A 21,015-nucleotide genomic window follows, 5' to 3' on the forward strand; every position below is an offset into this window, starting at 1 on the left:
CTGATGAGACGTCAGGTTGCACGATCCGGCCTACGCGAATCCTGGTCGGACGCGTGGTTGCTCCGGACCGCGCGTCCCGACAGCGGACGCATTCCAGCGCATCCGGCACGACCACGACAAGGGGTTAAAACCCCATCAGAAAGTAAAAATGACCATCAGAAAGTAAAATACACAGTATAAATCCGGCCGTCATCGCCCCTTTTTCACCGATCAGAGCCGGTCAGGGACGGTCAAAACAGGCTTCCGCAGCCACAAAAACGTCAGTGGCGGACTCCGGTCACTGGCGGAACATCGCCACCCCGCCCACCTGCTGCCTCTTTGTCGACACCGCGACTCTTCTTCCCCGTCGACGGCCTTCGAAACAAACAATGCCCGGCAAGCAGAACGGACGGGGCGGCCGGAGAGTTCACCCCAGTCGTTCCCGGGCGTCCGCCAGGTCCTCGGCCGTCGGGGCGTCGTCCTGGGTCAGCCGGTGGCGCCAGTAGCCGGTGAAGTCGATGTCCGACTTCGGCACCCCGTACTCCTCCACCAGGCAGCGGCGCAGCGCCCGCACCGCGCCCGCCTCCCCGGCCAGCCAGGCGAAGGGCCGCCCGGCCGGCAGCACGCCGCCCCGGAACGCCGAGGCCAGCAGGGCGCCCGGGGCCGCGCCGTCGCGGTGCAGCCAGCGCACCTCCAGTTCGGCCCGGGTCGCCAGCTCCTGACGCTCCGCCCGGTCCGCGACCTCGATCCAGGCGTACGCCCGTACGCCCTCCGGCAGGGCCTCCAGCAGCGTCGCCACGGCCGGCAGGGCGGTCTCGTCGCCGGCCAGCAGCACCCAGTCGGCCGCCGCCGCAGTCTGGGCGAACGGGACCGGCGGGGCGTACAGCGCGGAGGGCCCGACCATGCCGAGCCGCTCCCCCGGCGCGGCCCGCAGCGCCCAGGCGGCGGCCGGGCCGGTGTCGCCGTGCAGCACGAAGTCGATCTCGATCCGCCGGGTGCCTGGGTGCCTGCGGCGCAGGGTGAAGCTGCGCAGCACCGGGCGGTCGGCCTCGGGGATCGCCAGGAAGGCCTGGTACCAGCCCATCGGGTCGTCCTGCTGCGCGGGCAGCGCCGGCTCGCGCCGGCCCGGGCGCGGGAAGCAGAGCTTGAGCTGCTGGTCGGGCGTGCCGCCCACGGTGTCGTCCAGGGCCTCCGCCTCGAAGACGACCCGGGCGGTGCGCGGCGTGATCCGGTCGACCGCTACGACCTCGATGAAGGTGACGGGCAGAGTCATCGCGTAACCCCTCGCTGTACGGAATCCTGATAACTTACGGCATAAAGAGTCGCTCCCGCGAGGATACTTTACGCCATAAGGAGATGTCGGGATGACCGTCTACGCCGGGCAGGGAGACGCCCACCGCTCGCTCGCCCTGCTGTGGGGGCACCCCGGGGAACCGCGCACCGGGCGCAGCGGCCCGAAACCGGGACTGAGTGTGGACGCGATCGTGTCCGCCGGAATCGCGGTGGCCGACGCCGAGGGAATGGCCGCCCTGTCGATGCGCGCCGTGGGCGAACGGCTCGGCCGCACCGCGATGGCGCTCTACACCTACGTGCCCGGCAAGGCCGAACTGCTCGACCTGATGCACGACCGGGTGCTCGCCGAGCTCCCCGCCCAACTCCCGCCCGGACCGGCGCAGTTCGACGGCTGGCGGGCCGCCGTCACCGCCTGGGCCGAGGAGTTGTACGCCTGCTACCTGCGCCACCCCTGGGTGCTCCAGGTCTCGCAGGCCCGCCCCGTCCTCGGCCCGGCCGAACTCGCCGCCATGGAACACCTGTTGACCGCGCTGCAGCCCGCCGGCCTGCCGCCCGGGCGGCTGCGCGGGGCGGTCGCGGCGCTCTGGCAGTTCGTCCGCGGCACGGCCGCCACCACCGCCGACACCCGCGGCGCGGCGGCCGCCACCGGCATCACGGACGAGGAGTGGTGGACCACCCGCTCCGCCCGGCTCGCCGAACTGGCGCCGGACTTCCCCCAGCGCTTCCCCCTGCTGACCGCCCTCCAGAGCGCGGGCGGCGCCGCCCCCGGGGACGAGGACCGGGACGCCTTCCGCACCGGCCTGGCCGTCCTGCTCGACGGGGTGGCCGCGGGCACCGGCGCCTGAGTGCGCCCGAGTGCCTGAGTGCCTGAGGTGCGGGGCCGGGAGCCCGGGCGCTACCCCCGGCGGGCCGCGGGGATCGCCAGCAGGGCGCCGAGCACCAGCAGTACGGCGTACCCGGCGGTCTCGTGGCCGTCCGGCACCAGGAAGCGGACGAAGCCGAACAGCCGGAAGCCCCCGAGGTGGTCGGCCAGCAGGCCGGTGCCACCGCCCAGGATCAGGACGAAACCGAGGTAACCGAGCAGGTTCTTCATGCCCCCGAGCCTAGGAATCCGCGGTCCCGCACCCAACCGACTTTCGGTGCGACCGGCGTTGACCAAAGTCGCGCCGCTCGTCGCGCCGCTCGTCGCGCCCCGAGTCGCACCCCTCGTCGCACCCCGAGTCGCGCCCCGCCCTCCCTCCGGACGGAGCAGCAGGCACGGCGGCCCGACGGCTGCGCCGGTACGTTCGCGGTGTGCAGCCAAAGCGTGTGCAGCGGAAACCGCAGCAGAAACCACCGACCGTCGCCAGGGTCGCGGCCGCCTCCGCCGCCTCCGCCCTGGTGCTCGCCGTCGGCGCCCCGGCGGCCCTCGCCCAGGACGCCGCCTCCACCGTCGGCGGCGAGCGGCTCGGCCGCCCGGCCGTCCAGGTCGCGCCGCTGGCCGGGGCCCCCGCCCTGCCCGCCGAACTGACCGGCCGCTCCTGGCTGATCGCCGACGCCGGCACCGGCGAGGTGCTCGCCGCGCGCGACGCCCACCGGCCGCTGCCCCCGGCCAGCACCCTCAAGATGCTGTTCGCGGACACCGTGCTGCCCAAGCTCGACCGCGCCACGGAGCACCAGGTCACCACCGCCGAACTCGCCGACCTCGGCGTCGGCAGCAGCCTGGTCGGCGTCAAGGAGAACCTGCCGTACCGGGTCGAGGACCTCTGGCGGGGCGTCTTCCTCAGCTCCGGCAACGACGCCGTGCACGTCCTGGCCCACATGAACGGCGGCGTCCAGCAGACCGTCCGGGAGATGCAGGCCCGGGCCCAGTCCCTCCAGGCCCTGGACACCAAGGTGGTCTCCCCCGACGGCTACGACATGGACGGCCAGGTCTCCTCCGCGTACGACCTCACCCTGTTCGCCCGCGCCGGGCTGCGCAACGCCGACTTCCGGTCCTACTGCGCCACCCGCACCGCCCGCTTCCCCGGCGGACTCGACAAGACCACCGGCCAGCGCACCGCCTTCGACATCGCCAACACCGACCGGCTGCTCGGCAAGTACCCCGGCCTGATCGGCGTCAAGAACGGCTACACCACCAACGCGGGCGCCACCTTCACCGGCGCCGCCGAACGCGGCGGCCGCACCCTGCTGGTGACCGTGATGCACCCCGAGGCGCAGGGCAAGGTCTACGACGAGGCCGCCAGCCTGCTGGACTGGGGCTTCGCCGCGGCGGGCAAGGTCCAGCCGGTCGGGCAGCTGGTCGAGGACCTCGCCGCGCCGAAGGGCACCGCCGCGGGCGGCGCGCCGGGCACCCCCGCCGCCCCGTCCGGCGGCGCCCCGCAGGCCGCCGCGGACAGCGAGGCCGACCTGCCGCCCTGGTCCCGCACGCCCGTCCTCGACGGCAACGACTCCGTCCTCGCCCCCGCCCTCTGGACCGGCGCCGCCGTCGCCACCGGGCTCGCCGTCTGGGGCACCGCCCGCGGCTCCGCCCGGCGCCGCGCCGCCCTCGCCGCTGCCCGCACGGCTCCCACGGCCCCGACACGCAGCGGCGGGCGCACCGGCACCGGCCGGATCGGCGCCACCGGCGTCGGCAGCCGCGCCGGCCGCCGCCTCACCCGCCGCGCCCGTGCCCTCCTCCGCGGCACCCGCCCGCGCCGGGACAGCTGACCCGCGAAAGCTCCCCTAGACTTCCGGCCATGACCACGCCCGACCCCGCCGCCGCGGCCCGGCTCGCCCGGATCGTCAGCCTCTCCTCCGGCAACTACCTGCTCGTCACCACCTACAAGAAGGACGGCACACCGGTGCCGACCCCGGTGTGGGTGGTCCGGGACGGGGAGGCGCTCGGCGTCTGGACCGTCGCGGACTCCTGGAAGGTCAAGCGGATCCGCAACCGGGCCGACGTCCTGGTCGGCCCCTGTGACGTCAAGGGCCGCCCGACCGGCGACCAGTACCCGGCCACCGCCGAACTCCTCACCCCCGAGCGCACCGCCGCCTACCGCACCCTGCTGCGCCAGAAGTACGGGCTGCTCGGCGTGCTCACCTTGCTCGGCAGCCGGCTGCGGCGCGGCGAGCGCGGCACCATCGGCATCCGGATCACCCTGACGGACTAACGGACGGCACCCTCCTGAGCGGCACCCTCCTGAGCGGCGCCCTCCTGAGCGGCGCCCTCGCGCGAGCGGACCGCCGGGCCGGGGCGCGGCTGCGACGTGGCAGGCTTGACCGTCATGGAACATGACGAGGCCGCGCCGCCGCCCCTGCTGGTGGTGGACGGCGCGAACGTGGTCGGCTCGGTCCCCGACGGCTGGTGGCGCGACCGGCACGGCGCCGCCGAACGCCTCCGCGACGCCCTGGTTGCCGTGGCCGCCCAGGGCCTGCCGGAGCACCCCGGCCCGCTGGAGGTGGTGCTGGTGGTCGAGGGCGCGGCCCGGGGCGTCACCGGACTGCCGGAGGTCCGGGTGGTGTCGGCGGCGGGCAGCGGGGACGACCGGATCGTCGAGCTGGTCCGCGAGGCCCGCACCGGGGCTCCGGCCCGGGCCTGCCTGGTGGTCACCGCCGACCGTGAACTGCGGGCCCGGGTGGGCGCGTTGGGAGCGGAGGTCACGGGCCCGCGCAGCGTCCGGCGCTGAACCGGGGGCCGGCGGCCCGTCCCGTCGCCTACCGGTCCTGGGCGACGAACCGGCTGAGGAGGTCGTGCAGTTGGCCCCGCTGCTCGGCGCCCAGGACCACCAGGAGTTCCGCCATGGCGCCGCGGAACAGCTCCCCTGCTTCCCGCAGGCTCCGCTCGCCCTCCTCCGTGATCCGGATCCCGTAGGCCCGGCGGTCGTTCGGGGTGCGCTCGCGCCGCAGCAGGCCCCGGCGCTCCAGGTCGTCGACGATTCGCACCAGGGTGGACTTGTCGATGCCGAGCGCCGCCCCCAACTCCCGCTGGCTGCGCGCCTTTCCGTCCCGGACCGCAGTGAGCACGCCGGCGTGCTGCAGCTCGATGCCGGTCGGCCGGGCGGCCTGGTTGGCCTTGGCGCGGGCGAGTTGGTGGGCGCGGTACATCAGCAGTCCGAGGGCGGCCGGATCGCCGGCGCCGCCGTCCGGCGCCAGCTGCTGCCGGACTTCCGGGTCACCGTGCGGGACAGCCGGATCATCTACGGCCGCACCCCGCGCTGACCGACCTCCTCCGGCGGCTGACGCCCCCGGCCGCCCTGGCCGGCTTCCTGGGCGTGGTCGGCCCGGACGGCCGGCAACTCGCCCTGGCCGCACAGCACTTCCGCCGCGACCCGGCCGAGTTCGGGCTGCCGCCGGCCGCCGACTACGTCATGTGGGGCATGACCGCGCCGGCCGCCGTCTTCGGGCACCCCGGGCCGGAGTTCTTCCGGCTCGGCGCCGCCGAACTGCTGGCCCTGGCGGAACGGGCCGTCGCCGACTGGCACCCGTCCCTGGGCGCGCTGATCCGGCTCGGGGAGCCCGGGTACGTGGTGCCCGCGGGCATCCAGACCTCCGAGCGCCCCGAACCGTGGCCGCCGGTGCCCGTGACCCTCGTCGGTGACGCGGCCCACCCGATGGCCCCGGTCGGGATCAGCGCCGGAGTCGCCCTCCACGAGGCCGGGCTGCTCGCCTCCCGACTGCTCCCCGACGTGCCCCTGCTCGACGCCGTCCGCTCGTACGAGACGGAGATGCTCGACCACGGCTTCGCCGCGGTCGCCACCGCCACCCGCCACCACGGCGGCGACCGGTCGGGGTGAGCGTGCGGCCCGGGGCCGGGGTGCGGAAGCAGCTCAGCCGGTCGGCGAGTCGACCGGCGGGCGGACCTGGAGGGCGTTGATGCCCCAGTGGATCGACGGGTCCGAGGTGTGCACGGTGAACTGGAAGTCCCGGCCGGGACGGGCGGGGATCTGCACCGAGCCGACGCCGACCGAGTCCACCGGGCACTGCACCGTGAAGTCGGCCGGGGCCAGGCCGCCGACGTGGACCTGCACCGAACCGCCGCCCTGGCAGCCGACGGTGATGTCGATCGGCAGCGACTCGATCGCCGAGGCGGTCACCGCGCCGCCGTTCCCGATCCAGTCCGGGATCGAGAACATGGTGTCCTCGTCCGGGGTGGGCGGCAGGATCCGGCCCGTCCCCGGACCGCCGATCGGCACGTCCGGGCCCGATCCGTCGGCCGGCTGCGCCCACGCCGCCCCGGCGAACGCCACCGAGGCCCCCAGCACCGCGGCCGCCACGGTCAGTGCGCGCGTCTTCTTCTGCTTCGTCGTCAGCATCGTCATCCCCCCGGATGTCGTCATCCGTGCCGGTCCTCGGCACGCAGACGATCGTACGGCGCCCAAGCGACGGTGGCGATCGTGACGAACGCCACCCGATCGGCCCAGGAGGTTCGGGAACCAACCGCTCCGGCCGTCCGACAGCTGGGGGGTGAAGGCGAAATCGCCGGGAGTCCGGCCGTTGAGTGTGCTGGTGGGGTTCGCCCTGCTGCTGGTGGTGGTGTTCGTGGTCTCGTACGCGGTGGGGCGGCAGGCGGGGCCGGTGGCTCCGGGGCTGACGCCGAGCCGGGGCGGCGGTTCCTCGCCCGGTATGGGCGGGCACGACATGGGCGGGATGCGGTGAGCCCCGTCGCGGGTGCGGACACCGGGGAGCTGGTGTCCACCGATCTGGCGGTCGGCGGGATGACCTGCGCGGCCTGTGTGGGCCGGGTGGAGAAGAGGCTGGGCCGGATCGACGGGGTGACGGCCGGGGTGAACCTGGCGACCGGCCGGGCCCGGGTGCTGCACCCGGCCGGGGTGTCCGTGGACGAGCTGGTCGCGGCGGTCGAACGGGCCGGGTACACGGCCGAGTTGGCGGCCTCCGGGGTGCTCGGCGGCTTGCCGGAGGAGGAGCCGGACGAGCGGCGGCGGCTGCTGGTCACCGCCCTGCTGGCCGTCCCGGTGCTGGCCCTGTCGATGGTGCCGGCGCTCCAGTTCGACGCCTGGCAGTGGGTCTGCTTCGCGCTGGCCGTGCCGGTGGTGACCTGGGGGTCGGCCGGCTTCCACCGGCGCGCCCTGCAGGGGCTGCGGCACGCCGCCGCGACCATGGACACCCTGGTCAGCCTGGGTGTGGTGGCCTCCTTCGGCTGGTCCGCCTACGCGCTGTTCCTGGGCGGGGCCGGGGAGTTGGGCATGCGGATGCCGTTCTCGCTGACCGCCGACGGCGGCGGCGCGGCGCACGTGTACCTGGAGGCGGCGGTCGGGGTGCCGCTGTTCGTGCTGGCCGGGCGGCTGTTGGAGGGCCGGGTGCGCCGCCGCAGCGGCTCCGCGCTGCGGGCGCTGGCCGAGCTGGGCGCCAAGCAGGTGTGCGTCCGGGCGGAGGACGGCGAGGAGCGCCTGATCCCCGTCGAACTGCTGCTGCCCGGGCAGGAGTTCGTGGTGCGGCCGGGCGAGCGGGTGGCCACCGACGGGGTGGTGGTGGAGGGCGGTTCGGCGCTCGACCTGAGCCTGCTGACCGGGGAGAGCGTGCCGGTGGAGGTCGGCCCCGGGGACGCCGTGGCCGGGGCGACGGTGAACGTCGGCGGCGCGCTGGTGGTGCGCGCCACCGCCGTCGGCGCGGACACCCAACTGGCCCGGATCACCGCGCTGGTGGCCGAGGCCCAGGCCGGCAAGGCCCGGGCGCAGCGGCTGGCGGACGCGGTGGCCGGGGCCTTCGTGCCCTGCGTGCTGACGGTGGCGGTGTGCGTCCTGGGCTTCTGGCTGGGCGCGGGCGCGGCCCCGCAGGCGGCCGTCACGGCGGCGGTCGCCGTCCTGGTGGTGGCCTGCCCGTGCGCGCTGGGCCTGGCCACCCCGACGGCGCTGCTGGCCGCGACCGGGCGCGGCGCCGAACTGGGCGTGCTGGTGCGCGGCCCCGAGGTGCTGGAGAGCCTGCGCCGGGTGGACACCGTGGTGGTGGACAAGACCGGCACGCTGACCACCGGCCGGATGGAACTGGCGGCGGTGACGGTCGCCGAGGGGTGCGCCGAGACGGAGGTGCTGCGGCTGGCGGGCGCGGTCGAGCACCGCTCGGAGCACCCGATCGGACGGGCTGTCGCGGCCGCCGCCCGGGAGCGCTGCGGGGCGCTGCCCCCGGTGGACGGCTTCGCCGCCACCACCGGCCTCGGGGTGTCCGGCACCGTCGAGGGCCGCCCGGTCCGGGCCGTCCGGCCGGACGGCAACGGCGGCAGCGACGGCAACGCCAACGGCGACGGCAACGGCGGCAGCGACGCGCTGCCCCCGGAGCTCGCCGCGGCGGTGACCGCCGCCGGGGCGGCGGGCCGCACCGCCGTCCTGGTGGAACTGGACGGCCGGCCCGCGGCCGTCCTGGCGGTCGGTGACACCCTGCGCTCCGGCAGCTGGCGGGCCCTCCACCGGCTGCGCGGGATGGGCCTGGAGACCGTCCTGCTGACCGGGGACGGCCCGGGCGCGGCCCGGGCGGTGGCCGCCGAGCTGGGCATCGAGCGGGTGCACGACTCGGCCTCGCCCGAGCGCAAGGCCGAGGTGGTGGCCGAACTGCGGGCCGCCGGACGGACGGTGGCGGTGGTCGGCGACGGCGTCAACGACGCGGTCGCGCTCGCCTCGGCCGACCTCGGGGTGGCGCTGGCCTCCGGCAGCGACGCCGCGATCGGCGCGGCCGGGCTGACCCTGGTGCGCGGTGACATCGAGGCGGTGGTGGACGCCGTGCGGCTGGCCCGGCAGACCCTGGCCACGATCCGGGCCAATCTGATCTGGGCCTTCGGCTACAACCTGGTGCTGATCCCGCTGGCGGCCGTCGGGCTGCTGAACCCGGTGCTCGCGGCGGTGGCGATGTCGCTCAGTTCGCTGCTGGTGGTGGGCAACAGCCTCCGGCTGCGCACCTGGGAACCGGGGCGCGGGCGGGCGACGGGGGGCCTGGCGACCGGACGCGGCACGGCGGGCGCCCCGAGGACAGCAGGCCGGGCGAAGGGCGGTCCGCGGTGAGGATACCCAGGCCGCTCGACCGGCTGAGGACCGTCGGCCCGCCGGTCGGCGCGGCGGCGCTCGCCCTGGCCCTGCTCAGCGGCTGGACGGCGGTCGGCGGCGCCGGCGGCCCGCGCCGGGTGGAGGCCGGCCCCGGCTGGGTGCTGCTGCCCACGGCCGGCGCGGCCACCGCCACCGCGGCCTTCTTCACGATCCGCAACCCGGGTGACGTACCCGACGAACTCACCGGCGCCGAATGGGAGTTCGGCGGAACGATCACCCTCAAGCGGCACCTGCACCAGGGCGCGGCGGGCCGCTGGGAGCCGGCCCCCGGCCTGCCCGTCCCCGGTCGGGGCGAACTGGCGATGTCCCCCGAGGACTGTGACCTGATGATCCCCGCCCCGCCCCCGCTCCGGCCCGGCCAGTCGGTGGGCTTCACCCTCACCTTCCGGCACAGCCCGCCGCTGCACCTGACCGCCGAGGTCCGCACGGCGGCGGACCGGCCGCGCTGAGCCGACCGGCCCGGTGCCGGGAAGCCCGCGCGCTCCCCGGCACCGGGCCGGGCCCGTTCAGCCGAGCGTCTCCTCGACGGCCCGCCGGGGCGTCGCCGCACCGGGCGGGCCGTACCCGACCCGCAGCACCAGCTGGACGTGCCCCGGGCCGGCGGCCGGGTCGCGCAACGCCCAACGGAGGTCCGGCCACTCGAGCGCCTGGTGCCAGACCGTCAGCCGCGCCCCGTGCACGGTGGCCAGCAACCAGACCCGCTCCAGGGCCTGCCCGGCGCGCAGCCAGTCCAGCGGGCCGTCACCCGGGGTGGTCAGGGTGACCAGCTGCGGCAGCGCCTCGAACCGCCGCTCCGGCCCGACCGGCGGCGCGGGCGGCGCGCCTGAGGTCGCTCCGGGGGTCGCTCCGGGGGGCGTGCCGTACGGCGGGCGGCCCGCGAACCGGCGCATCGGGATCCTCGCATCGCGGTCCTGGGAACCGAGCGCCTCGTACGGGATGCCGTCGGTGCCCTCCCCCGGCGGGCGCAGCCACGCACGGCTCTCGGCCACCCGGGCCGGGTCGTCCTCGCCGCGGCGCTCCGCCTCGGCGGTCAGCGCCAGCACCCGCCGGACGCCGTCCTCCTCCAGGACGGCACCCGCCACGCCCTCCTCCGCGGCGGCCGTGAGCAGCTCGCCGAGCACCGCCTCAGGCACGTCCCGCTGAGCGAAGGGCTCGCGGCTGGAGCGGCGGGCGGCGACGGCCGGGTGGAGGTCGCGGCCGAAGGGCAGACGCTCGCGGGCCGGCGCGGAGAGGTCGAGCAGGGCCAGCAGGCCGGGCTCGGCGGGCTCCGGGAGCAGCCGGACCACCGCCTCGCGGCCGAGCTGCCCGGCGGCCACCCTCAGGTTGAACACGGCGGCGCCGACCGCGATGTGCAGCGCCGCGCCGACCGGGTCGGCCAGCGGCACCGCGCGGGAGGGGTCGGCGTGGACGGCGAGCCCGCGGCCGTCCGGGGTGGGCACGAAGCGCCAGGGCTGGCTGTTGTGGAGCGACGGCGCCGCGCCGCCCGCCGCGGCGAGCAGGCGCAGCTCCGCCGGGGTGAGCGTCGGGGTCGGAACCGGGGTGCGCATCATGGCGATCAACTCCTCACGACCGTCCGTCGGTCGACGACCTCGACCGCGGAGTCCTCGCTGCTTCCGAGCGTGCGCGCCGTGCCCCGGCGGGGGCCAGTGCCGAAAGCCCCGCCTCCGCCGGGTCGTCCGTCACCCGTGCGGGACGACCGCCACCGGGGCCTCGGCGTGGTGCAGCGCCGCGTGGGCGATCCGGCCGAGCCGGGGGCCGAACTCGACCGGGCGGCGGCGCCGGCCCACGACCACCAGCCCGGCCCCGGCGGAGGCCTCCACCAGGCCGCGCGCGGCGCCCAGCCGGACGTCCTCGACCACCTCGACCCCCGGGTGCCGCTCGCGCGGCCCGGCCAGGGCGAGCGACAGCAGCTTCGCCTCCAGCGCCTCCAGCTGGGCGACCTCCCCCGCCGGCACGGCCCCGCCCGCGTAGCCGAACAGCGGCGGCAGGTCCCAGCCGTGCACCGCCCGCACCCCGACGCCGCGCAGGGCGGCCTCCTGGAAGGCGAAGGCGAGCACCTCCTCCTCGGGCGCGTGGGCGTCCACGCCGACCACCACCTCGCCGGCCCCCGCCCCCTCGGCGCCCGGGCCGGCCTCCCGCACCACGACCACCGGCGTGCCGCTGCGCCCGGCCACCGCCATGCTGACCGAGCCGAGCAGCAGCCCGGTGAAGCCGCCGCGTCCGCGCGAGCCGAGCACCAGCAGCTCGGCGTCGGCGGCGGCCGCCACCAGCCCGTCCACCGGGGCGTCCAGCACCGTGTCGGTGTCCACCACGAGCTCCGGCCGGCGCTGCCGGACGGCGTCCGCGGCCTCGGCCAGGGTGCGCTCGGCGGCCGCCGGGAGGTCGTCGGGCCCGGCGTAGGAGGACACCCCGTCGGTCAGCCACGGCCAGGCGTGCACCAGCCGCAGCGCCGCCCCGCGCCGCCGCGCCTCCTCGGCCGCCCACTGGGCGGCGGCGGTGCTCGCCGGCGAGCCGTCGACTCCGGCCACCACGGTTGACGTCATGACGGTTCCTCCACTGACTCGGCACGGAGACGGTGCGCACTGACGCCCCGTCCGCTCTGCTCCCACCCTGGGGTCCGCCGACGGCCCGCCGCCAGAGGCCGCAAGCCCCCCGCCCACAGGACGAAAGACCCCCGCCGAACAGTACGGGCGACCCCGGCCGCCACCGCGCCGACACCCGGGCACTACGGTTCGTACCGAGCGTTCCCGCTGGTCGGACGGCCCCGATTCGGCCCGGCCGGTGGGGGTCGACGGGCCAGGGCGGGCAGGAGGAGGACAGCGGTGGGCGGAGCGGACGGCAGCGCGGCGGGTGGCGGCGCACGGATGCCCCGGCTGCGCCTGGACGAGCTGCTGGAGGAGCTCCAGTGGCGGATCGACGCGGCGCGCGGCACCCAGAACCGGGTGCACAGCCTGCTGGAGGCCGTCCTCGCGGTCGGCCGGGAGCTGGACCTCGCCCAGGCGCTGCACCGGATCGTGGAGGCCGCCGTCGACCTGGTGGACGCCCGCTACGGCGCGCTGGGCGTGATCGGGTCGGACGGGCACACCCTGTCGCAGTTCCTGACGGTCGGTCTGTCCGAGGCGGAGATCGAGGGGATCGGCCCGCCGCCCTCCGGCCGGGGCATCCTCGGCGAGCTGATCCGCCATCCGCGGCCGCTGCGCTGCCCGGTGCTGTCCGAGCACCCGGCCTCGGCCGGCTTCCCGGCCGGCCACCCGCCGATGCACACCTTCCTGGGGGTGCCGGTACGGGTGCACGGCGAGGTGTTCGGGAACCTCTACCTGACCGACAAGCGCGGCGGGCTGGACTTCGACGAGGACGACGAAGCGGTGATCGCCACCCTCGCGGTCGCCGCCGGGGTCGCGATCGACAACGCCCGGCTGTACGAGGAGGCCCAGCTGCGCCAGCGCTGGCTGCGGGCGAGCACCGAGATCACCCGCAGCCTGTTGTCGGGCGCGCCGCGCCTGGAGGTGGTGGAGCTGATCGCCCGCCGGGCCGGGGAGATCGCCGGGGCCGAGCTGGCGGACGTCTCGGTGGCGCTGGCCGGGCCGGGAGAGCGGGCCGAGGAGCTGGCGGTGGAGGTCGCGCTCGGCGCCGAACCCGCCGCCCGGCTGGGGGTGACGGTGCCGGTGGACGGCACGCTGTCCGGCGCCGCGTACGCCTCCGGCTCCCCCGCCACCAGCGACGACCTGGCCGCCGACACCCGCTTCCCGGCCGGTCCGGCGGGCCGCTTCGACGGGCTGGGCCCGGCCGTCGCGGTGCCGCTCGGCACCGGCCCCGGGTACGGGCGGGGCGTGCTGCTGCTGGCCCGGGCGCAGGGGCGACCCGCCTTCGGGCCGGAGGAGACCGGCCCGCTGCTGGGCTTCGCCGACCAGGCGGCGCTCGCCCTGGAGCTGGCCGAACGGCGGCGCGACGCCGAGCAGTTGAACCTGCTGGAGGACCGCGACCGGATCGCCCGGGACCTGCACGACCTGGCCATCCAGCGGCTCTTCGCCACCGGGATGACCCTGCAGAGCGCGACCCGGCTGATCGAGAGCCCGGCCGCCGCCGACCGGGTCGCCCGGGCGGTGGCGGACCTGGACGAGACGATCAAGATCATCCGCTCGACCATCTTCGGCCTGCGCGCCCACAGCGAACCCGACCGCGGCCTGCGCGCCCGCGCCACCCGGGTGGTCACCGAGGCCCAGGGGCCGCTCGGCTTCGCACCCCGGCTCAGCCTGGAGGGGCTGCTGGACACCGACGTCCCGCAGGAGCTGGCCGAGCACGTGGTCGCCGTGCTGGCGGAGGCGCTCAGCAACGCCGCCCGGCACGCCCGGGCCGGCCGGGTCGAGGTCACCCTGCGGGCCCTGGCCGGGCGGGTGGTGCTCACCGTCACTGACGACGGCACGGGCATCCCCGGGGGCGGCCGGCGCAGCGGGCTGCGCAACCTCGCCGAACGCGCCGAGCGGGTCGGCGGGGCCTTCACCCACGGCCCGGCGGACGACGCGGGCGGCGGCACCCGGCTGGTGTGGGAGGCGCCGCTCGGGTCCTGACCGGCGGCCCGCACCCGCCGCTCCCCTATCCGCCGGGCCCGTACCCGCCGGGCCCACCGCCGTACGGGGGAACTCCGCCGCGGCCCAGCCCCGGACCGGCACCACCACCCCGGGGCACCCCGGGGGCGTGTCTGACAATTCCCGCCGGGCGCGCGACGCCGGGGCACGCACCTCGCCGCGTTGTCGTCAGTCGCCGATGCTCCGCATGGACTCCCTCCTCCGCCTTGCGATGCACGCACCCCAACGCCGCGCGCTGATCCGACGCGAATTGTCAGATACGCCCTAGTCTGCTTCGCGTCCCCCGAGCGTTGCGCCGAGCCCCCGCCGCGCGCCCCGCCGAGCGTCGAGCACGAGGACGGCCGATGGCCCACGAGTCACCCGCGACCGCCACCCCGCCCCCGGGCACCGCCGAGGTGCCGTCCGCGCCGCCGCCCAGTGGGTCGGTGACGGCGTTGCGGCTCGCCGCGGCCGCGGCCGGCGCGCTGCCCGCGGTGGTGCTGCGGCTGGCCGGGATCCACCCCTCGCCGGTGCCGGCCATGCTGCTGTTCGGCCTCGGGGTGCTGTCGGCGGCACTGCTGCTGATGTGGGCGGCGGAGACCGCCCGGGCGGACATCTCCGGGCCGCTGGCGCTCGCCCTGCTGGCCTTCATCGCGGTGCTGCCCGAGTACGCCGTCGACCTCTGGTTCGCCTACACGGCGGGCACCCGCCCCGAGTACGCCGCCTACGCGGCCGCCAACATGACCGGCGCCAACCGGCTGCTGGTCGGCGTCGGCTGGCCGCTGGTCGCGCTGGCCGCGTACCTGGCCGCCCGGCGCCGCGGCGTCGCCCCCGGGATCGTGCTGCGCGAGCACCGCCGGATCGACACCGCGTTCCTGGGGGCCGCCGCACTGGTGGCCTTCGTGATGCCGGCGACGCGGCGGATCTCCTGGCTGCTCGCGGTGGTGCTGATCGCCTGGTACGCCTACTACCTGTTCCGGATCAGCCGCTGCAGCGAGACCGACGAGGAGGAGCTCGTCGGTGTCCCGGCCCGGCTGGCCCTGCTGCCGAGGGCCCGCCGACGGCCCGTCACCGTCCTGGTGTTCCTGGCGGCCGCGGCCGTCGTCTTCGCCTGCGCCGAGCCCTTCGCCACCTCGCTGGTGGACGCCGGCGCCTCGCTCGGCATCGACCGCTTCCTGCTGGTGCAGTGGCTCGCCCCGCTGGCCTCCGAGGCCCCCGAGCTGATCGTCGCCGTGGTGTTCGCCTGGCGGCTGCGCGGCGACGACGGCCTGGGCGCGCTGCTCTCCAGCAAGGTCAACCAGTGGACCCTGCTGATCGGCTGCCTACCGCTGGCCCACCTGCTGGGCGGCGGCCCGGCCTCGCTCCCCCTGGTCGAACGCCAGGTGGACGAGGTACTGCTGACCGCCGCCCAGACCGTCCTCGCCGTCGTCCTCCTCCTCGACCTGCGATTCCTGCCCTGGAAGGCCGCCCTGCTGCTGGTGCTGTTCGCCGTCCAGTTCGCCCTGCCCGGCGAGTCCTCCCGGCTGGTCCTCAGCTGGGTGTACCTGGGCCTGGCGCTTCCGTTGCTCGCCCTGCGGCTGCGCGAACTGCCGCCCACCGTACGGGCCTTGGCCGGGCGGGTCGCGGGCGACCCGCACTGAGCGGGGCCAACTGCCGGGCGGGCGGCGGGCGGCGCGCGCCTCGGCGTGGTGGGCGAGCACCGTCCCTGCCCGAACGATTGCCCTCGGTCGGGAGCAGTTCACAGTTCCACCACGAGGCCTTGGAAGAACACCCTCAACATCCATTGTCGCCACGCATGTTCGAAGGTAGAGTCGCCGTTCGCCGAGCACGGATGAGCAGTTCTCAGCGCATTTGGGGCGGGCATGTCAAATATTCACGATTTCCCCCGGGTCGCACCCGACCTACTTGACGTCCTCAGAGATATCGCACGTCGAAATCCCCGCCGTCCGGCGATCGTCCACCGCGGACCCGCCCTCACCCACGCCCGACTCCCGGAGTCGGCGAACGCCCTGGCCACGCGCCCGGGACCGCACCCCGGCGCGGCCTCCGGAAGCACCGTCGAAGGCCTCCAACTCGCAATCCGATTAGTGGAGTTACCGAAGCCGACCGCAGAACCTCCGAATATCCCCGGGCCCCCGGCGCACCCGTCCACGGTGGCGCCGGAACAACCGGCCCGCATTCTCCTCACGTCGGGTTCGACCGGGCAGCCGAAACCCGTCCTGACTTGCCAATGACGAGGACGCCCACAGCGGCTCCTTCCCCCTTCCCCCGGTTCCTCCGACCGGTCGGACGCGAGCGGACCACCGTGCTCGACATTCCGTTCCTGGACGGCGAGTTGACGGCGCCGAGGCCCTCGCCGCCGAGGCCCTCGCACTGAGAGCCGCACCACGCTCCCAGCACGGCCCGGCTGCACATTCCCCAGCACACAACCCCGCACCACCCCCTCACCACGCCCAGGCGCCCGCCCACCGGGCCGCGCGCCCGGCTCCCCACGTCCGGAGACCGCCATGAGCGACCAGAGCCCCATCGCCCACCTCGCAGCCCGCGAACGGCTGGTGACCGCCCCCGCCCCGCCCGGCCCGCTGCGCCGGCTGTGCTGGATCTTCCCCGACCGGGAGTCCTCCCGGATGGCCGAGATGTGGCACGGCTTCTTCTGGGACCTCTACGCCGAGAGCGCCGCCGACCTCGGCCTGCGCTGGACCAGGCACGCCCCGGACGCCGTCAGCGTGGACGCCACCGGCCCCGGCCGCCCCCGGGTGTACGTCGACGACGAGTTGGTGACCCCCGAGGACACCCTCTTCATCACCGCGCTCTACTCGCTGCCGTACCAGTCGATGGACGTCTTCAACCAGTACGCGCTCTACGCGGTGCTCGAACAGGCCGGCTTCTACCTGCCGTTCCCCCCGCAGGTGTCGCTGATCGGCAACGACAAGCTGGCCACCCTGCTGTTCCTGGCCGACTCCCCCGTGCCGACCATCCCGACCGTGCGGATCGGCACCGGACGGGACACCGCCAAGTACGGCTACGAGGTCGCGCTCGGGCGGATGACCTACCCGGCCATCGTCAAACCGGCCGGCTGGTGCGGCGGCGGCGGGATCAACCTGGCCCGCAACCCGGAGGAGGTCCGCGGCCTGGCCAGCCTCGCCCAGGGCGGCGACACCACCCTGGTGATCCAGCCCTACCTGGGCGACGGCACCATCGACTACCGGGTGTACGTGGTCGACGGCCGGCCGTACGCGGTGATGAAGCGCACCCCCGAGCCCGGCTCCCCGGTCGCCAACGCCAGCCGCGGCGGGGCCATGGAGTTCCCCCCGGTGCCGCCCGAACTCGCCGCCGCCACCGCCTGGTTCGCCGAGCGGCTGCCGATCCCCTTCTTCTGCGTCGACTTCCTGTACGACGGCGAGCGGTACTGGTTCTCCGAGCTGGAGCCGGACGGCGTGATCGCCCCGGACCGCACCGACCCGCACCGCACCCTGCAACGGGACGTCACCCGCGCCCGGTTCGCCGCCTACCGGGACGGCCACGCCAGCTGGCTCGCCGACGGCGCCCGCCCGCTCACCCTCGACGCCGTCCCCCGCCCCGCTCCCGCCTCCCGGACCGCCCCCTCGCCCGTTCTCGTCCCCGCCGCCTCTGCCCCTGCCCCCGCCCCCGCCCCTGCCCCTGCCCTCCGGACGGACCCCAGATGACCGCCTTCTCGCTGTCCCCCGAGGCCGCCGCGCCCCGGCTGCACGTGGCCCGGCGCACCCTGGACCGGCTGCGCGCCGTCCCCGCCCTGGCCGGGCGCTACCCGCAGCACCTGGACGCCGGCTCGCTCGACCGGCTCGCCCAGCTCCCCCCACTGGCCCGGGACGACCTCAACACCGCCCTGGCCCACCTGGAACCGGCCGCCGAAGGGTCCGCCACCTGGCTGTTCCAGAGCGGCGGCAGCACCGGCGCCCCGAAGATCGGCTACGCCCCCACCGGCTTCTACATGGCCGGCGTGCACGCCCACTGGCAGCCGCTCGACCGCACCGACGTCTTCGTCAACGCCTGGGGCGCCGGCCGGATGTGGGGCGCCCACTTCCTCGCCGCCGCCCTCGCCGACCTCTCCGGCTGCCGGATCATCGCCCTCGGCTCCGTCACCAAGGACGAGTACGGCGCCTGGCTGGAGTTCCTGGCCGCCCGGCGGGTCACCGCCATCGGCGGCACCCCCAGCGTGCTGCGGCTCTGGTTCGCCCACGCCCGGGCCGCCGGGATCCGGCTGCCCTCGCTGCGCAAGGTGCTCTGGCTCGGCGAGGCCTGGCAGCCGCAACTGGACGACGACCTGGCCGAGGTGGCCCCCGGGGCCCGCCGCTGGGGCATGTTCGGCAGCACCGAGACCTGGGTGGTGGGCACCAACACCCCGGACTGCCGGGCCGACGTCTTCCACCCGCTGCCGCACCAACTGGTGCACACCGCCGACGACGGGCTGCTGGACTTCACCACCCTCGACCCCGCCATGCTCAACCCGGTGCTGCGCTACCGCACCGGCGACGCGGGCGAGTTGACCGGCTGCCCGTGCGGGCGCCCGGGGCCCGCCATGCGCGTCCTGGGCCGGCGCGACAGCGTCGTCCAGGTCCGCGGCCTCGGGCTGGACGTGGACGAGCTGGTCGCCCGGGCGGAGCGCACCCCGGGCGTCGCCCGCGCCCAGGTGGTGCTCACCGAGCGCGGCGGCCGGGCGACCGGTGTGGAACTCCTGGTGGTGGCCGCCGGCCCGGCGCCCGCCCCGGACGTCGAACGGCTGCGCACCGAGCTGTTCACCGCCACCATCACCCTCGGCACCGCCTTCCAGCACGACCCCGGCTCCTTCCGGGTGCGCCCGGTGGACGAACTGGTCTGCAACGGCCGCACCGGCAAGACCGCCGCCCTGGTCGTCCGGGAGGAGTCTTGACGGCCGACACCGCCCGGGCCCGGCCGGAGCAGTCGGGCCGGCCCACGCCGCTCGGGCGCGGCTTCGCCCTGTTCTGGGCCGGACAGAGCGTCAGCCTGGTCGGCGACAAGGTCACCGTCTTCGTCGTCCCGACCCTGATGATCTTCGTGCTGCACGCCTCCGCCCTCCAGGTCGGCGTGGTGGCGATGGCCCAGTACCTCGGCATCCCGCTGCTCGGGCCGGTCGCCGGGGTGCTGGTCGACCGCTGGGACAAGCGCCGCACCATGCTCGTCTGCGACCTGGTCCGGCTGGCCGCCGTCGCCGCGATCCCGCTCGCCCACGCCCTGGACGCGCTCTCCACCCCGCTGCTGTTCGCCTGCGTGGCCGTCATCAGCGGCGCGACCATCTTCTTCAACGTCGGCTACCTGGTCGCCGTGCCCGCCGTCGTCCCCGCGGACGGCATGGTCCGCGCCTACTCCCGGCTGGAGGGCAGCGGTTCGGTCGCCGAGGTCGCCGGGCCGTCCATCGCCGCCGCCCTCTACAGCGCCCTCGGCGTGGCCGCCCTGCTGGTCGACGCGGCCAGCTACCTGGTCTCGGCGGCCTGCTTCCGCCGGATGCGCCCCTGGGGCGAGCGGACCGTCGAGGAGGGCTCGATCCGGGAGCGGCTGACCCGCGGCTTCCGGCTCAACTGGGCCGACCCGGTGCTGCGCCGGGTGGTGCTGGCGGCCGTGCTGCTCAACTGCGGCGGACCGGTGTACGTCACCGTGCTGCCCGTCCTCGCCTACCGCGGCCTGGGCGTCCAGGTCGGCGTCTTCGGCGCGGCCATGTCGGTCGCGGCGCTCGGCGCCCTGCTCGGGGCCGTGGTCGCACCCCGGCTCTCCCGGCGGTTCGGCCTCGGCCGGACGATGGCCTGGTCGCTGCTGCTGCACTGCCTGGTCGGCCTCGGCGTGCTCGCCGCGCCCGCGCTGCCGCCCGGCCCGGTGATCGCCGTGACCATGGGCTGCTACGGCTTCTTCATGTCCTGCATCAACGTGTGCAGCGCCCCCGCCCGGCAGTCCCGGATGTCCGCGCGCAACCAGGGCGTGATGCACGCCGCCTTCCGGACCGTCACCTGGGGCGTCATCCCGCTCGCCGCGCTGGTCGGCGGCCTCGCCGTCTCGCTGCTCACCGGACCGCTCGGCGTCCTGGACGCCGCCCGCCTCACCATGGCCGGCGGCACCCTGCTGGCGGCCTGCTCCTTCGTCCCCGCGCTCGGCCTCCAACCGCTGCTGGACGCCGCCGAGCGCGCGCGGACCGAGGCGGAGGGCGCCGCGGCGGTCACCAGGACCACGGCGGCGGAGGGCGCCGCGTGAACGGGCCCGAGGCCGTGGACCCCGCCGGCCGGGTCCTGCTGATCACCGGCACCTCCTCCGGCATCGGCCTGGCCACCGCCCTCGCCGCCGCCCGGGCCGGCTACACCACCGTCGCGACCCTGCGCGCACCCGAGCGCGCCGGGCCGCTGCGGGCCGCCGCCGAGGCCGCCGGGGTCACCCTGGACGTCCAGCGGCTGGACGTCACCGACCCCGGCTCGGTCACCGACTGCCTGGCCGCCGTGCACCGGCGGTACGGGCGGCTCGACGCCGTCGTCAACAACGCGGGCGTCTCCAACTCCGACCCCACCCTGGAGATGTCCACCGACGCGGCGCTGCGCGCCAACCTGGACGTCAACTTCTTCGGCGTCGCCACCGTCAGCCGGGCCGCCCTGCCGCTGCTGCGCGCCGCCGGCGGCCGCCTGGTCACCGTCGGCAGCGTGCACGGCGTGGTCGGCCAGCCCTTCAACGAGGCGTACTGCGCGGCGAAATTCGCCGTCGAGGGCTTCATGGAGGCGCTCGCCCCGGTCGCGGCGGCGCACGGCGTCCGGGTCTCGGTGGTGGTGCCGGGCTTCGTCCCGGACACCGGGTTCGGCGTCTTCCCCGACGTCAACCGGGCCACCCTGCACGCCGCCTCCGGCCCGTACGCGGACACCTTCGCCGACTACCTCGACTGGGTCGGCGGCGCGGGCTGGGAGTCGGCCGGCCAGCCCGCCCGGGAGGTCGCCGAGGTCGTGCTCCGCACCCTGCGCGAGCCGCGGCCGCCCTTCCGGGTGCCCGCCAACGCCTGGGCCGCCGACTACCTGGCCGCCAAGCTCGCCGACCCGGACGGCTCCACCGTCCAGGCCCTCGCCCGCGGCTGGCTCGGACGGCCCCCGGACACCACCGCCTGAGCCCCCGCCCGCTGCCCACTGCCCACGTCCCGACCC

General features: G+C 76.0%; 21 protein-coding genes. 15 read left to right on the forward strand and 6 right to left on the reverse strand.

Annotated elements, in window-relative coordinates:
* Nucleotides 1-406: 406 nt before the first annotated feature.
* Nucleotides 407-1,252, reverse strand: coding sequence for a siderophore-interacting protein (locus ACIQWA_RS02540; protein WP_402477136.1), 846 nt, complete (start codon nt 1,250-1,252; stop codon nt 407-409).
* 91 nt (nt 1,253-1,343) lie between these two features.
* On the opposite strand from ACIQWA_RS02540, the gene ACIQWA_RS02545 reads away from it, so the two are divergent.
* Nucleotides 1,344-2,117, forward strand: coding sequence for a TetR/AcrR family transcriptional regulator (locus ACIQWA_RS02545; RefSeq protein WP_402477138.1), 774 nt, complete (start codon nt 1,344-1,346; stop codon nt 2,115-2,117).
* A 50-nt stretch (nt 2,118-2,167) separates the two neighbouring features.
* Here ACIQWA_RS02545 and ACIQWA_RS02550 read toward each other — a convergent pair whose 3' ends face one another.
* Complete coding sequence (locus ACIQWA_RS02550; protein ID WP_402477141.1) at nt 2,168-2,365, reverse strand: hypothetical protein; 198 nt, start codon at nt 2,363-2,365, stop codon at nt 2,168-2,170.
* Nucleotides 2,366-2,565: 200 nt separating this feature from the next.
* On the opposite strand from ACIQWA_RS02550, the gene ACIQWA_RS02555 reads away from it, so the two are divergent.
* From ACIQWA_RS02555 to ACIQWA_RS02565, 3 genes are all read left to right on the forward strand, one after another.
* Nucleotides 2,566-3,960: a D-alanyl-D-alanine carboxypeptidase family protein gene (locus ACIQWA_RS02555; protein ID WP_402477144.1), complete on the forward strand. Its 1,395-nt coding sequence runs from the start codon at nt 2,566-2,568 to the stop codon at nt 3,958-3,960.
* Nucleotides 3,961-3,989: 29 nt separating this feature from the next.
* Entirely contained in the window at nt 3,990-4,403 is a 414-nt protein-coding gene (locus tag ACIQWA_RS02560; protein WP_360230483.1) for a PPOX class F420-dependent oxidoreductase, read from the forward strand.
* Nucleotides 4,404-4,517: 114 nt separating this feature from the next.
* Nucleotides 4,518-4,919, forward strand: coding sequence for an NTP pyrophosphohydrolase (locus ACIQWA_RS02565; protein ID WP_402477147.1), 402 nt, complete (start codon nt 4,518-4,520; stop codon nt 4,917-4,919).
* A gap of 28 nt (nt 4,920-4,947) precedes the next feature.
* On the opposite strand, the gene ACIQWA_RS02570 is transcribed toward ACIQWA_RS02565, so the two are convergent.
* On the reverse strand, nt 4,948-5,337 hold the full coding sequence (locus ACIQWA_RS02570; RefSeq protein WP_402477150.1) for a MarR family winged helix-turn-helix transcriptional regulator: 390 nt from the start codon (nt 5,335-5,337) through the stop codon (nt 4,948-4,950).
* Between ACIQWA_RS02570 and ACIQWA_RS02575 the strand changes: the two genes are divergently transcribed.
* Both ACIQWA_RS02575 and ACIQWA_RS02580 read left to right on the forward strand, forming a co-directional pair.
* A complete protein-coding gene (locus ACIQWA_RS02575; RefSeq protein ID WP_402477152.1) occupies nt 5,323-5,451 on the forward strand; it encodes a hypothetical protein in 129 nt (42 codons plus the stop codon). The genes ACIQWA_RS02570 and ACIQWA_RS02575 overlap by 15 nt on opposite strands.
* A gap of 53 nt (nt 5,452-5,504) precedes the next feature.
* Nucleotides 5,505-6,026 (forward strand): hypothetical protein, encoded by a 522-nt coding sequence (locus tag ACIQWA_RS02580; protein ID WP_402477155.1) that lies wholly within the window; start codon nt 5,505-5,507, stop codon nt 6,024-6,026.
* A gap of 33 nt (nt 6,027-6,059) precedes the next feature.
* Here the strand turns inward: ACIQWA_RS02580 and ACIQWA_RS02585 are convergent, their stop codons facing one another.
* The gene (locus ACIQWA_RS02585) at nt 6,060-6,569 is read right to left on the reverse strand and encodes a hypothetical protein (protein ID WP_402477157.1); all 510 of its coding nucleotides are present in this window, start codon (nt 6,567-6,569) and stop codon (nt 6,060-6,062) included.
* Between the two features lie 157 nt (nt 6,570-6,726).
* Here ACIQWA_RS02585 and ACIQWA_RS02590 point away from each other — a divergent pair, with 157 nt between their 5' ends.
* From ACIQWA_RS02590 to ACIQWA_RS02600, 3 genes are read left to right on the forward strand one after another with little or no spacing between them, the layout of a single operon-like run.
* A complete protein-coding gene (locus ACIQWA_RS02590) occupies nt 6,727-6,888 on the forward strand; it encodes a hypothetical protein (RefSeq protein WP_360230473.1) in 162 nt (53 codons plus the stop codon).
* Nucleotides 6,889-6,947: 59 nt separating this feature from the next.
* A complete protein-coding gene (locus ACIQWA_RS02595) occupies nt 6,948-9,242 on the forward strand; it encodes a heavy metal translocating P-type ATPase (RefSeq protein WP_402477859.1) in 2,295 nt (764 codons plus the stop codon).
* Entirely contained in the window at nt 9,239-9,733 is a 495-nt protein-coding gene (locus ACIQWA_RS02600) for a copper chaperone PCu(A)C (RefSeq protein WP_402477160.1), read from the forward strand. Before ACIQWA_RS02595 ends, ACIQWA_RS02600 begins: the two co-directional genes overlap by 4 nt.
* Before the next feature lie 57 nt (nt 9,734-9,790).
* Here the strand turns inward: ACIQWA_RS02600 and ACIQWA_RS02605 are convergent, their stop codons facing one another.
* Nucleotides 9,791-10,834: an Acg family FMN-binding oxidoreductase gene (locus ACIQWA_RS02605; protein ID WP_402477162.1), complete on the reverse strand. Its 1,044-nt coding sequence runs from the start codon at nt 10,832-10,834 to the stop codon at nt 9,791-9,793.
* 129 nt (nt 10,835-10,963) lie between these two features.
* Nucleotides 10,964-11,827, reverse strand: a complete 864-nt coding sequence (locus ACIQWA_RS02610; protein WP_402477164.1) for a universal stress protein — start codon at nt 11,825-11,827, stop codon at nt 10,964-10,966.
* Nucleotides 11,828-12,148: 321 nt separating this feature from the next.
* Between ACIQWA_RS02610 and ACIQWA_RS02615 the strand changes: the two genes are divergently transcribed.
* From ACIQWA_RS02615 to ACIQWA_RS02640, 6 genes are all read left to right on the forward strand, one after another.
* Nucleotides 12,149-13,852 carry a GAF domain-containing protein gene (locus ACIQWA_RS02615; RefSeq protein ID WP_402477861.1) on the forward strand — a complete coding sequence of 568 codons (1,704 nt, stop codon included), beginning with the start codon at nt 12,149-12,151 and terminating at the stop codon, nt 13,850-13,852.
* Between the two features lie 362 nt (nt 13,853-14,214).
* Nucleotides 14,215-15,489, forward strand: a complete 1,275-nt coding sequence (locus tag ACIQWA_RS02620; RefSeq protein WP_402477167.1) for a hypothetical protein — start codon at nt 14,215-14,217, stop codon at nt 15,487-15,489.
* A gap of 867 nt (nt 15,490-16,356) precedes the next feature.
* Nucleotides 16,357-17,535 (forward strand): RimK family alpha-L-glutamate ligase, encoded by a 1,179-nt coding sequence (locus ACIQWA_RS02625; RefSeq protein WP_402477169.1) that lies wholly within the window; start codon nt 16,357-16,359, stop codon nt 17,533-17,535.
* On the forward strand, nt 17,532-18,758 hold the full coding sequence (locus ACIQWA_RS02630) for an AMP-binding protein (protein ID WP_402477172.1): 1,227 nt from the start codon (nt 17,532-17,534) through the stop codon (nt 18,756-18,758). The genes ACIQWA_RS02625 and ACIQWA_RS02630 overlap by 4 nt, the downstream gene beginning before the upstream one ends.
* On the forward strand, nt 18,755-20,089 hold the full coding sequence (locus tag ACIQWA_RS02635; protein WP_402477175.1) for an MFS transporter: 1,335 nt from the start codon (nt 18,755-18,757) through the stop codon (nt 20,087-20,089). The genes ACIQWA_RS02630 and ACIQWA_RS02635 overlap by 4 nt, the downstream gene beginning before the upstream one ends.
* On the forward strand, nt 20,086-20,979 hold the full coding sequence (locus ACIQWA_RS02640) for an SDR family NAD(P)-dependent oxidoreductase (RefSeq protein WP_402477177.1): 894 nt from the start codon (nt 20,086-20,088) through the stop codon (nt 20,977-20,979). The genes ACIQWA_RS02635 and ACIQWA_RS02640 overlap by 4 nt, the downstream gene beginning before the upstream one ends.
* Nucleotides 20,980-21,015: the final 36 nt, after the last annotated feature.

Source organism: Kitasatospora sp. NPDC098652 (genome assembly GCF_044760155.1).
In the GTDB taxonomy this organism is placed as follows: domain Bacteria; phylum Actinomycetota; class Actinomycetes; order Streptomycetales; family Streptomycetaceae; genus Kitasatospora.

Bases quoted from the DNA above. Each gene is read 5' to 3' on its own strand.
- ACIQWA_RS02540 (WP_402477136.1), bottom strand. From the start codon at position 1,252: ATGACTCTGCCCGTCACCTTCATCGAGGTCGTAGCGGTCGACCGGATC.
- ACIQWA_RS02545 (WP_402477138.1), top strand. From the start codon at position 1,344: ATGACCGTCTACGCCGGGCAGGGAGACGCCCACCGCTCGCTCGCCCTG.
- ACIQWA_RS02550 (WP_402477141.1), bottom strand. From the start codon at position 2,365: ATGAAGAACCTGCTCGGTTACCTCGGTTTCGTCCTGATCCTGGGCGGT.
- ACIQWA_RS02560 (WP_360230483.1), top strand. From the start codon at position 3,990: ATGACCACGCCCGACCCCGCCGCCGCGGCCCGGCTCGCCCGGATCGTC.
- ACIQWA_RS02565 (WP_402477147.1), top strand. From the start codon at position 4,518: ATGGAACATGACGAGGCCGCGCCGCCGCCCCTGCTGGTGGTGGACGGC.
- ACIQWA_RS02570 (WP_402477150.1), bottom strand. From the start codon at position 5,337: ATGTACCGCGCCCACCAACTCGCCCGCGCCAAGGCCAACCAGGCCGCC.
- ACIQWA_RS02585 (WP_402477157.1), bottom strand. From the start codon at position 6,569: ATGACGACATCCGGGGGGATGACGATGCTGACGACGAAGCAGAAGAAG.
- ACIQWA_RS02595 (WP_402477859.1), top strand. From the start codon at position 6,948: ATGACCTGCGCGGCCTGTGTGGGCCGGGTGGAGAAGAGGCTGGGCCGG.
- ACIQWA_RS02605 (WP_402477162.1), bottom strand. From the start codon at position 10,834: ATGATGCGCACCCCGGTTCCGACCCCGACGCTCACCCCGGCGGAGCTG.
- ACIQWA_RS02610 (WP_402477164.1), bottom strand. From the start codon at position 11,827: ATGACGTCAACCGTGGTGGCCGGAGTCGACGGCTCGCCGGCGAGCACC.
- ACIQWA_RS02615 (WP_402477861.1), top strand. From the start codon at position 12,149: ATGCCCCGGCTGCGCCTGGACGAGCTGCTGGAGGAGCTCCAGTGGCGG.
- ACIQWA_RS02620 (WP_402477167.1), top strand. From the start codon at position 14,215: ATGGCCCACGAGTCACCCGCGACCGCCACCCCGCCCCCGGGCACCGCC.
- ACIQWA_RS02625 (WP_402477169.1), top strand. From the start codon at position 16,357: ATGAGCGACCAGAGCCCCATCGCCCACCTCGCAGCCCGCGAACGGCTG.
- ACIQWA_RS02630 (WP_402477172.1), top strand. From the start codon at position 17,532: ATGACCGCCTTCTCGCTGTCCCCCGAGGCCGCCGCGCCCCGGCTGCAC.